Source organism: Streptomyces sp. NPDC026417, from assembly GCF_055567695.1.
In genome coordinates this window covers 1-8,718 of the sequence record NZ_JBVHPY010000064.1, presented here as the reverse complement: position 1 = coordinate 8,718, position 8,718 = coordinate 1, and the positions used below count along the sequence as shown (strand labels likewise).

Here is an 8,718-nt window from a genome sequence, read left to right as displayed (position 1 = left end):
GCGGCCTGCTCACCCAGATCCACCCCTCCCTCGAACGGGTCCTCGGCCCACGGATCCAGCACCCGGCCGTGCTCAAACTGCTGGACCAGTTCGGCTCCCCGGCCCAGATATCCGCAAAGCCGGAAGACGACGTCTCGTGACCTTGATACGTCCCAAAGCGCCGCGGATGGCCGAGCGGCTGGTCGAGGACATCTTCACCGCACTCGACGAACAGACCGTCGTCGTCCCGGGCACCGACGCAGCCGCGCTGATCGTCCCCAGCCTCGCCAGCTCCCTCCAGTCAGTCCTTGACCAGCGTAAACTTCTCGCTGCAAGGATCGAAAAGCTCCTGGAGGCCCACCCTCTTTCCCAGGTCCTCATCTCGATGCCCGGCATCGGGATCAGGACCGCAGCCCGCATCCTCATCGACGTCGGCGACGGCAGCAGCTTCGCCACCGCCGGCCACCTCGCCGCCTACGCCGGCCTGGCACCCGTGACCCGGAGTTCAGGCTCGTCCATCCGCGGCGAACACCCCTCCAGGCGCGGCAACAAACAGCTCAAACGGGCCTTCTACCTCGCCGCGTTCGCCTGGCTCTCCCAACCCGAGTCCCGTGCCTACTACGACCGGAAACGCCGTGAGGGGAAACATCACGTCGCAGCCCTCATCGCACTCGCCCGACGCCGCATCGACGTCCTCTTCGCGATGCTCCGAGACGGCACCTTCTACCAGCCACCCACCCCGCTACAGCTTGACTAACCTATAGAGGCACCTTTTGCGGGCTCCAGCAGCGTGCTGGTGGGCCCGGACGACGGTGGAGTCCACTGACACCGTCCAGCCGATGTCGTCGCTGTCATCAGCCGCTGCCAGGACTGCGGCGAGAATCCGTTCCCAGATGCCGCCCACAGCCCACCTGATCAGCCGTTTGTGAGCGGTCTGGAACGAACCGAACTCGTCCGGCAGAGCCCGCCATGGCGAGCAGGTGCGGTACTTCCACGCGATGGCCTCCAGCGTGCGGCGGTGGTCCGCCCATCGCCGCCCACGGACAGGATCCGCCGGCATCAGCGGCTCGATCCGGCCCCACATCGCATCAGTGATCACCAACCGGACAGGCATATCCGATCAACTGATCAGCTCTCAAAGAAACACGCTCTAGCGCGCCGTGCGGGACGAGCTCCGCGGCCACTACCCCCGCTACCCGTGGCGGGAGGACCCAGCTGCGGCAGAGCCGACCCGGGGGCTCAATACGCCCAACCGGGGAGCGCCACGGGCAGTTTAGGATCAGCCGCCACCCGAGCCGGCCGAGGCCGAACCGCCCGATAACCAGCCGGAGTTGGGCTGCGGCCGATCGCGCGTGCTGCGCTCGGTGCGCAGTTCCACCACGACCCCAGCCGGACCGAGCAGAGCCGTCAGCGCGTGGGCGAGCCGCTGCGGGTCGCCGCCGAACGGGAGCGCGAGCCGCTCTCGGACGCCTTGCAGGACGAGTTCCAGCCCGAGCGTGGAGACGGCCGGCTTGTAGTCCCCCTGGTACGGCTCCACCACCGTGTGCGTCAGCCGCACCTCGCTCAAGGTGTTGACGGGCAGCCAGTCGTCCGGCCCGGCGGCCCGGACCAACCGCACAGACGCGGGCACCCCGGCCGGCGCGAACTCCACCCGCAGGATGTCCCGGGCCCGGGAAAAGACCAGCGCCAGCCAGCCGATCAGGTACTCCAGCCCGGCGATCACCCCCACCGCCACGAACACGGTCGACGCCCGTGCCCCGGCCAGCGTCATCCAGAAGGCGACGAGCAGGGTCGGCACGCCCAGAGCGAGCGGAGTGAACAGCGCCGGCCCCACCGAGGCCAGCGCGTTCCACGTCCGCCCGGCCGGGCCGACGCGCAGGACCAGATCCGTCGAGTCGGGGCCCTGCCTCAGCAAGGGATCGGTGGCCATGCCTCCAGCGTAGGACCGGTCCGCAAGAGCGCCTCGACCGTATCCGGCCGACAGAGCACGACTTCTGACGGCCCGTAGCCCACAACCGACGGGCACGGCGGGCTCCCAGGGCTCGAACCACGGCTGATGGCCACCGCACGGCGGCGGCCATCAGCCGGCTCCATCCATGTCAGCAGCGAGGAACTCGGCACCCATGTCGTCGCCGCATCCGCGCCAAGTAGCACAGTCCCGAAGTCGGCGGCCACTCGCGCCGCTTCGCCCTGCCGGTCTTCGACGAACGCGCTGTGCCGGGTTCCGCCTCGCGATCCATGCCGTCCCTCGGCATTCCCGCCGGGACCGGCTTCCTCGAGGAAGTGCCGCTGGTCGGTGAGGAATCCGTCCGCGAAGAGCGTGCGCGGGGCGAAGACGGCGGTGAGCGTCAACATGAGGTCTGATCGTTCGACGGACCGCTTCAGCAGGGAGTGGGTCGCGTCCGGGTAGTGCCTGACCGTCAGTGCGCCGTCCGCGTCCAGCACCTTCCGGTAATCGCGTTCCGTCTCGGCGGTGTCCACGTTGACGTCGTGGCCCGCCAGAATCAGCAGCACCGGCACGCCGTGCAGGGCCCGCAGGTCCCGGGTGGCGTCCGCGGTGTGGTTCCTCGTGATGAAGCGCCACCGGTTCGCCGTCATCCCGTCCGCGTCGCCGCGCATCGCCCGGAGGTACTCCTCGAACGTCGCGTGCCGCTGAAGCAGGCGGCGAATGGTGTCGCTCCGGGCGATCTCGGCCTTGGTGCGGGAGGCGGACGCACCGTCGGCCCGCAGTTCGGCAAGCAGGTTGTAGCGGCCCTGTCGGAGCCAGTTGATCGCGGGCGAGACAGCGATGACGAAACGTACGGGCGTCCTGGCGGCGACCTTCGGCAGGACCCAGCCGGCCTGGCTGGCGCCCCAGAGCCCGATCCGGTCACCGTCGATGTCCGGGCGGGTGCGCGCCCAGGCGATGGCGGCGGCGGTCTCGTCGGCGCGGTCGTCCATGGACTGGTCGAGCCAGTCGCCGGGTGCTCCCGCGACGCCGGGCTTGTCCCAGGACAGGGAGGCGTACCCGGCCCGGGCGTTCGCTTCCCACAGGGGCCGGTAGCCGCCCTCGTGCGTGGCGTCGACAGGTCCGTCGCCATGGACGTACACGACCAGGCCGTGACGTGCGCGGCCGTCTCGCGGAGTGCTCAGCACGCCGTTGAGGGTGTGGTCGCCATGACGGATGGAGACCCGCCGTTCGTCCATCGCGTAGGAGTTCTGCCACAGCGCCACGCCGGTGAGGCCGGCTGTCACGACCAGGACCGTGACGAGCGACCACACGGCTGCGCGCAGGCCGCGGCGACGCCGCGGCCCGGTCCCCGAAGTCATGGCAGTAATCACCTCTGGTGGGTTCATGACGCCGAAAACTATCACTCCTTCTACGATCGTATTCGTACTGGTAGTTTTGCTCCGCGGTCATGAAGCGAGCGAGGGGAACGGCATGGAAACGGATGCAGTGGGCGGCGACGCGGGAGCGGTGACGGTCCGTCGGAGCATTCCGGCCGGCGCGGAACAGCGCGCGGCCGAGCTGTACTGGGACGCCTTCGGCCGCAAGCTCGGACCCGCGCTCGGTCCGGCGGACAAGGCGATACCTTTCCTCGCCGCCCACCTGAACGCCGATCGTGCGGTCTGCGCCCTCCTCGACGGACAGCTCGTCGGCCTCGCCGGCTACCAGCTCGGCGGCCGGGGCCTCACCGGCGGGTCGGCCGCCGCCGTGCTGCGCGCGTACGGACTCATGCGGGGGATTCACCGGCTGCTGCTCCTCGCCCTGTTCGAGCGTCGGCCCGCCCCCGGGCAACTCGTCATGGACGGCATCGCCGTGGACGCGCGAACCCGCGGACGCGGGGTCGGCACCCTGCTCCTGGAGGAAGTCGCCGCCGTCGCGGCCGAGCAGGACTGCCGCGAGATCAGACTGGACGTCGTCGACACCAACCCACGGGCCAGAGCCCTGTACGAACGGCGCGGCTTCACGCCCGTACACACCGAGCACACGCCCTACCTGCGAAAGTTGCTGGGGTTCGGCGCGGTGACCACGATGCGTCGCACGGTCGGGACGAGAGGAGCGGCACAACTGTGAGCGACGAGACGGACCGCGTGGAGGTGCCGACGCGCATGCTGGTCCACGCGTTGATCCGCGAGGACGGCACGGTCGGCGCGGACGAGCTGTACACCGTCGCCGGCACCCTCGGCATGAGCGACCAGCAGGTCCGGCTCTGCGTGAAACGCCTCGTGGCCGAGGGCCGGTTCACCCACGAGGGCCGAGGCCGCAAGGCCGAACTGCGGGCCACGGCGGACACCACGCGCGCCCTCTCCCCCAACCCGGACTTCCTGCGCCACGCCTTCCGGCAGGATGCCGGACTCGCGCCGTGGGACGGTGTCTGGCACCTGGCCGCCTTCGCCGTACCCGAGTCGGCGCGCACGGCTCGCGACTCTCTGCGCGAGACCCTCCTCCACCTCGGCGGCGCTCCCCTCCAGGGCGGCCTGTACGTGAGTGCCAACCACTGGGAGCCGTACGTCGAGGAGGCGGCCCACCTCCTCAACGCACACGACGCGCTCACCCTCCTCACCACGACGGACCTGCGCAGGGGAGACGTCCGCGAGCCCGCCGAGCTCGCCCGCCGCCTGTGGCCCCTGCGGGACATCGCCGAGCACTACCACCATCTGAGCCGTGTCGCCCGCCCCCGGCTCGCCCGGCTCACCGAAGGGGCCGACCTCTCCCCCGCCGCGGTCCTGACGATCGCCGTCGAGCTGGCCGCCGAACTCACCCGTGCCATGGAACGCGACCCGCTGTTGCCGCCCCAGCTCCTGCCCCGCCCATGGCCCGGCACCCAGGCCCGCGAGCTGGTAGCCCAGTGCTGGGCAGCGTTGAGAAGCCGCGAAGGCGACGAGGCACGCCCCGTCCTCTTCCGCAGCTACGCCGACATCGCCCGGGAGGCAGTGGAGCGCACCGCGGGCCTGTAATGCTCCGGTTAGCCCCGGCGCACGGGAATCAGGGCCTGCCTGACCATTCCCGCCGTCGCCGGGAGCGCGACCAGCGCGCAGATCCGTGGGCCTGCCGAGGCCGGGCCTTCAGCTCGGGGTCCGCCACACAGGATCGACCGGTTCCCGCCCCGCAAGGAGTCCTGCCCGGTGACCGCCGTCGTTCCGCCCTCGTGCACCGCCGGTCTGCTGGCGGTGGAGCACCTCACGCGCGTCGAGGACGGCGAGCGCTTGCACGCCCTGCTGTGGCGCGCCGGAGCCGACTGGCGGATGACCGGCAGCTCCGTGCTCGGCGGAGGCATCGGGGAACGGTCGTGGGTCCTCAACGCCCAGGTCGCGCACGGCTACCGACGCGTCGACCCGGACCGGCACCTCGCCGCTCCGGCCCGTGACGCCCAAGCGGACGGGCAGGGCGTGGGACTGATGACGGCGGCAGACGTCCGGGCGTACGGGCGGGCCCAGGACGGCGGGGTGCACGCGCTCGCCGCCGCGGGCCTCGGGGTGCGCGGGTGGGCCGCTTCCCCGCACGACGGCAGCGCGGCCCCCGCCGCGCCCAGCACGATCAACATCGTGGTCGCACTGCCCGTGGCACCGAGCGACGCGGCCCTCGTCAACGCCATGGCCACCGCCACCGAGGCCAAGGTGCAGGCCCTGCTCGACGCCGGTCACGACTGCTCGGGCGCCCCCACCGACGCCGTCTGTATCGCAGCCCGGGCCCCGGGCCCCGCCGCCGAGGTCCACGGCTTCGCCGGCCCCCGTTCGACCTCGGGCGCCCGCCTGGCACGCGCCGTACCCCAGGCCGTGCTCGCCGGCGCCTCCCGTTCCTGACGCACATTCCCCGCGGCTGCCCCCGCCCGCCCAGCCTCCAACCGCGCCCCACCACCCGCAGGCGCACGGTTCGCAGGGCATCGACCGTTTCCTCGAACTGCACCCGCAGGCGCCCCAGTTCGAGGCCATCCACGCGCCGTCCTGGGCCCGGCCCGGTGAAGGTCCGGCGTGTTATCGGCCCTGCGGGCGTAAATCCGTGCTCCAGAAAACCGTGGCGTGCGGGGCACAGCCGGGTCACTCCCCGAGGGTGAGCGCAATGAGCCTGCGGCATCGGGTTACCTCCATGCCCTGATGATCGCCGCCGGGAGAGTGCTGATCAGGGTGAGGATGCTGGCAAAGGCGACGGCCGCCCATATCACGCATCCGGCGATCGACATTCCGTCGGCGCGTGCCAGCAGCGCGGCCGCGACGGCGCACAGCAGTGACAAGAGCCGTCCATTCACCGGGCCGGACGCAGGCACGCAGGCCGCGCTCGATGACGTCGGCGCGGTACGGGTTTGCGCTCGAGCTGACGTATCAACCGTCAGGCCTGAGGACCTCGTTGGTGACCGGTCAGCTTCCCTATGGCGTCTCCTACAAGACCTCCAGCACCTTTCATGCTCAAGATCCCCCTCCCGGACACAGCGAACCCACATCTCACGGTCAGCCGGCCTACTCTCGTTGCCCTGGATCGTGCGGCCGCCGGTCACTCACGGCCTGAGAGCTCCTGAAGCTCCTCCAGCAAGGAGAAGACCCGACGGGACGCCGCGACGACAGTCGCGGTGCGGGAGTCGCCGGGCCACGTCGACAGCTCCCGCAACGCCCGCGACGGAGACAGCCCTCGCCGCTTCGCCTCGCTCAGGCGCGTCAGCCATGGGACAGCGACGTCGAGCGCCACGTCGCCTGCCGGAGTGCACGGCTCGTAGCCCGCGGCTGCGTCGGCGTCAGCCGCCCACAGGTACCCGACAACACGGCCGTCGAGGACCACCTCGAAGGATTCGACGGGCGAGCCGGCCTCTGCCGCAAACAGGGGCGTGCCCGACGGCAGTTCGGCCTGCATCCGCTCGGTACGGCGCGGGACCTCGAACATGTACCAGGAATTTAGCAGATCCGGGTCTTCGTCCGGCAGGTCCTCGAAACCGTCCTCGGTCGGAATGCCGTAGGCAGTGGGGTCGGCCGGAATGACGTCCGCTTCGGTCAGCCGCGTCAGCGCGATGAGCGCGGCCCTCAGGCGCGGCGCGTTCTCCTCCCGAATCCCGGGCTGCTTGTGGCCACGCAAATCGTGGGAGATCCAGGCGTCCGAGAAGGTGTGCAGTGTCAGCGTGCCCGCACCGCTGGCCCACGCGTCGGCAGAGAGCATGAACAACTTCTCGACGCGACGGGGGCCGCCGTCGCAAATGACGGTCCCGGACGTGGACACGTCGATCGTGACCACTCCGATGCTGCTCCGATCGATTGCCACCAGGTCACCGAACAACCCCTCACCGCCAACCGCCGCCAACTCCGCCCGCTCGCCCTTCACACGGGCCAGAATGGTTCCGCCGTCCCTGGCGCAGACCGTATCTTCACCGAGCCCGGCGATCACGGGCTGGGACGTTCACGCGGCGGGTTCACTACCAAACCCCACCTGGCCGCCGAACAGGGCCAGAAACCCATGTCGATCGTGGTCACGGCAGGACTGCGCGGGGACTCGCCGCAGTTCGAACCCGTGCTGGAGAGAGTCCGCGCGCCCCGCATCGGGCCTGGCCGGCCGCGCGTTCGTCCTGATCGTGTGCGGGCGGACAGGGTATACGCCTCCCGTAAGAACCGGGCCCACCTGCGCAGACGCGGGATCCATTGCACCATCCCGGACAAGGCCGACCAGGCACGCCACCGTAGGAAGCGCGGTTCCTTCGGTGGTCGTCCGCCGAAATTCGACCGGGAGGACTACCAAGCAGGCACGCGATCGAGTGCGGCATCAACCGCCTCAAAAGGCACCGGGCTGTCGCCATCAGGTACGATGAGCTCGCAGTCCGCTACGAGGCAACAGTCATCATCGCCGCGATCAACGACTGGCTGTGACCGGCACCTTCGGGCGGCCCGGCGCTCACTGTGATGCTTCGTATGCCTCGCGAATGGCTGCGGGGATACGCCCGCGGTCATTGACCAAGTAGCCGTTCGCACGAGCCCAAAGACGTACAGGTCCGTCCTCCGGACGCGGATCGCGTCTACGGGCTCTGCCTGGTCCGTCATAGGCGCCCGAGTAAACTCCCTCAAGCTGGTCAGCCACATCCTGGAAGAAGGCGAACAACGAGGCGTACTCGCATTCTTCAGGGAGCGCGCCCTCGCTCCAAGACCCCACCGTACCGGTGATCGTGTTCACGAACGTCCCGTAGAAGCCGTCGCACTCCGAGGCTATCGGGACCCACTCCCTGCGCCAGGACGGGTAATCAATACCTCCGGACCGTGTCGATTCCTCCATGGCCATCTTGTGGAGGCAGACGTGTTCGATATCCCTGAGGCCCAGCAGGAGTCCACCACCGGGAAGGACGCCCGGACGCCCCAGCGTCACCAGACACGATCCAGTAGGAGGCTGCCGACCTGCATCGATGTCGTGACCCAGAAGCCACTGCCGCAGCTGCTCCGACAGTTTTACGCCCATACGCAGTTCGGCGTCGCAGATGGCCGCCAGACTCCCCGGCCCGCCGAGAGACGCGAACACCTCAGGGGCATGATGCTCAAGCCACTCGGTCACCCGGCCCCACGCCTGCCGCGCGTCTCCTGTCCTCTGATGATCCATAGGCAGACCGTACTCAACACAGCTGACAATGCATGGCCTAGCTGCGCCGTTGCAGGTCAGTTGCGACGACCAGCAACTCTGGCCACTTTCGATACACGGCCTACTGATCTTTTCGTAAGTTCGGTGGGTGTGCTGGTCGCGTGGGTGGGAGGCTTTCGGGGTGGCTTATCAACCCTCACCTTCGGCTGCGGGCT

8 protein-coding genes and 3 pseudogenes are annotated in these 8,718 nt (G+C 69.6%); 5 read left to right on the top strand and 6 right to left on the bottom strand.

Features of this window, described 5'->3' with window-relative positions; genetic code table 11:
• Positions 1–736: pseudogene (locus ACZ4NT_RS38130) on the top strand (transposase); the annotation flags it as partial.
• Positions 737–748: 12 nt separating this feature from the next.
• On the opposite strand, the pseudogene ACZ4NT_RS38125 reads toward ACZ4NT_RS38130, so the two are convergent.
• The 3 genes and pseudogenes from ACZ4NT_RS38125 to ACZ4NT_RS38115 all read right to left on the bottom strand — a co-directional run.
• A pseudogene (locus ACZ4NT_RS38125) lies at positions 749–1,093 on the bottom strand (IS5 family transposase); the annotation flags it as partial.
• Between the two features lie 165 nt (positions 1,094–1,258).
• Positions 1,259–1,909, bottom strand: a complete 651-nt coding sequence (locus ACZ4NT_RS38120) for a hypothetical protein (RefSeq protein WP_467729980.1) — start codon at positions 1,907–1,909, stop codon at positions 1,259–1,261.
• Complete coding sequence (locus ACZ4NT_RS38115; protein ID WP_467729978.1) at positions 1,888–3,288, bottom strand: alpha/beta hydrolase family protein; 1,401 nt, start codon at positions 3,286–3,288, stop codon at positions 1,888–1,890. Before ACZ4NT_RS38115 ends, ACZ4NT_RS38120 begins: the two co-directional genes overlap by 22 nt.
• Positions 3,289–3,400: 112 nt before the next feature.
• On the opposite strand from ACZ4NT_RS38115, the gene ACZ4NT_RS38110 reads away from it, so the two are divergent.
• The 3 genes from ACZ4NT_RS38110 to ACZ4NT_RS38100 all read left to right on the top strand — a co-directional run bounded on the left by ACZ4NT_RS38110 (position 3,401) and on the right by ACZ4NT_RS38100 (position 5,766).
• Entirely contained in the window at positions 3,401–4,036 is a 636-nt protein-coding gene (locus ACZ4NT_RS38110; RefSeq protein ID WP_467729976.1) for a GNAT family N-acetyltransferase, read from the top strand.
• A 35-nt stretch (positions 4,037–4,071) separates the two neighbouring features.
• Entirely contained in the window at positions 4,072–4,920 is an 849-nt protein-coding gene (locus tag ACZ4NT_RS38105) for a PaaX family transcriptional regulator C-terminal domain-containing protein (protein ID WP_467729982.1), read from the top strand.
• A gap of 168 nt (positions 4,921–5,088) precedes the next feature.
• A complete protein-coding gene (locus tag ACZ4NT_RS38100) occupies positions 5,089–5,766 on the top strand; it encodes an adenosylcobinamide amidohydrolase (protein ID WP_467729974.1) in 678 nt (225 codons plus the stop codon).
• 275 nt (positions 5,767–6,041) lie between these two features.
• Here the strand turns inward: ACZ4NT_RS38100 and ACZ4NT_RS38095 are convergent, their stop codons facing one another.
• Both ACZ4NT_RS38095 and ACZ4NT_RS38090 read right to left on the bottom strand, forming a co-directional pair.
• Complete coding sequence (locus ACZ4NT_RS38095) at positions 6,042–6,194, bottom strand: hypothetical protein (RefSeq protein ID WP_467729972.1); 153 nt, start codon at positions 6,192–6,194, stop codon at positions 6,042–6,044.
• 257 nt (positions 6,195–6,451) lie between these two features.
• A complete protein-coding gene (locus ACZ4NT_RS38090; protein ID WP_467729984.1) occupies positions 6,452–7,330 on the bottom strand; it encodes a hypothetical protein in 879 nt (292 codons plus the stop codon).
• On the opposite strand from ACZ4NT_RS38090, the pseudogene ACZ4NT_RS38085 reads away from it, so the two are divergent.
• Positions 7,307–7,806: pseudogene (locus tag ACZ4NT_RS38085) on the top strand (IS5 family transposase); the annotation flags it as partial. The gene ACZ4NT_RS38090 and the pseudogene ACZ4NT_RS38085 sit on opposite strands and share 24 nt — an antisense overlap.
• Positions 7,807–7,831: 25 nt before the next feature.
• Here the strand turns inward: ACZ4NT_RS38085 and ACZ4NT_RS38080 are convergent.
• Positions 7,832–8,524, bottom strand: coding sequence for an Lsr2 family DNA-binding protein (locus tag ACZ4NT_RS38080; protein ID WP_467729970.1), 693 nt, complete (start codon positions 8,522–8,524; stop codon positions 7,832–7,834).
• Between the last annotated feature and the right edge of the window lie 194 nt (positions 8,525–8,718).